Raw genomic sequence first — 815 nt, 5'->3', positions numbered from 1 at the left:
CACCGCTGCCCTACAGAGCATAGCGATAGCGAGGCTTCTGCCCCATGAAACCGCAGAGCGCCCGCCCTCCGGCGGCTACGCTTCCTAAATTCTAACAAAACTGCAGCACCTACCTTTAAGTATTGAGATCGTAAGCAACATGCAACCAATTCAGCTTTGGTGCGCTATCCGCGCGCGCATCAAACGTTGCTCAATTGCTCGGGCCGCGGAGCGGGCCTGTTGTTCCTTGAACAGGTTGAGAATGATGTCAGGTCCCTTCTGCCGGCGTAGATGCCAGCGAACCGCCCTGATCATTTGCGCCTTGCCATTCAACCGACGCTTGCCGAGCGCATTGATGGGGGATCCCGCCATGCCGGCTATCGCCAGGGCTGCGACAGGCTTTCTTGCACAGATCATGTTGCCCCCCATTAGACTGAGTTCGCCGGCGACTGTGATACCATGCGCTCGAGGCGTTACCGGCCCAACGATCATAGCAAAAAATGGCAACGCCACGCTGCCCAGTGCGATGCCATCCGTATCGGTCCTGCATCCATGAGACGACCAATAAAACCGGAGACCAGAATATGACCTCGTCGTGCAAAACGCGGCCATGCGCCGGTTGTGGACATCCCGTTAGTCCAGCGATAATGTACTGCGTTGAATGTTTTTCTACCGATCCGCATTTTAAGAGGCGCCATCTGGACCAGAAAATCGGCTGGATTTCGCTGAGCGTGCTCTTCGTGGCCGTCATCGTTATGACCGCAGGCTGGGCGATGACCTTGCCCGGAGAAATGGTGCTTGGACTTTTCATGCATTGATTGACGTCCCCTCAAAAG

At 55.8% G+C, this 815-nt stretch carries 2 protein-coding genes; both read right to left on the bottom strand.

Features of this window, described 5'->3' with window-relative positions; genetic code table 11:
- Positions 1–150: 150 nt before the first annotated feature.
- Positions 151–351, bottom strand: a complete 201-nt coding sequence (locus AWB78_RS47450) for a hypothetical protein (protein ID WP_157697919.1) — start codon at positions 349–351, stop codon at positions 151–153.
- A 116-nt stretch (positions 352–467) separates the two neighbouring features.
- On the bottom strand, positions 468–815 hold a 348-nt coding region (locus tag AWB78_RS49245), incomplete at its 5' end, for a hypothetical protein (protein WP_232478157.1).

The sequence above is a fragment of the Caballeronia calidae genome, from assembly GCF_900044055.2.
GTDB lineage: Bacteria > Pseudomonadota > Gammaproteobacteria > Burkholderiales > Burkholderiaceae > Caballeronia > Caballeronia calidae.
The sequence above is the reverse complement of the archived record's forward strand: the minus strand, read 5'-3'. Positions and strand labels throughout refer to the sequence as shown.

Bases quoted from the DNA above. Each gene is read 5' to 3' on its own strand.
- AWB78_RS47450 (WP_157697919.1), bottom strand. From the start codon at position 351: ATGGCGGGATCCCCCATCAATGCGCTCGGCAAGCGTCGGTTGAATGGC.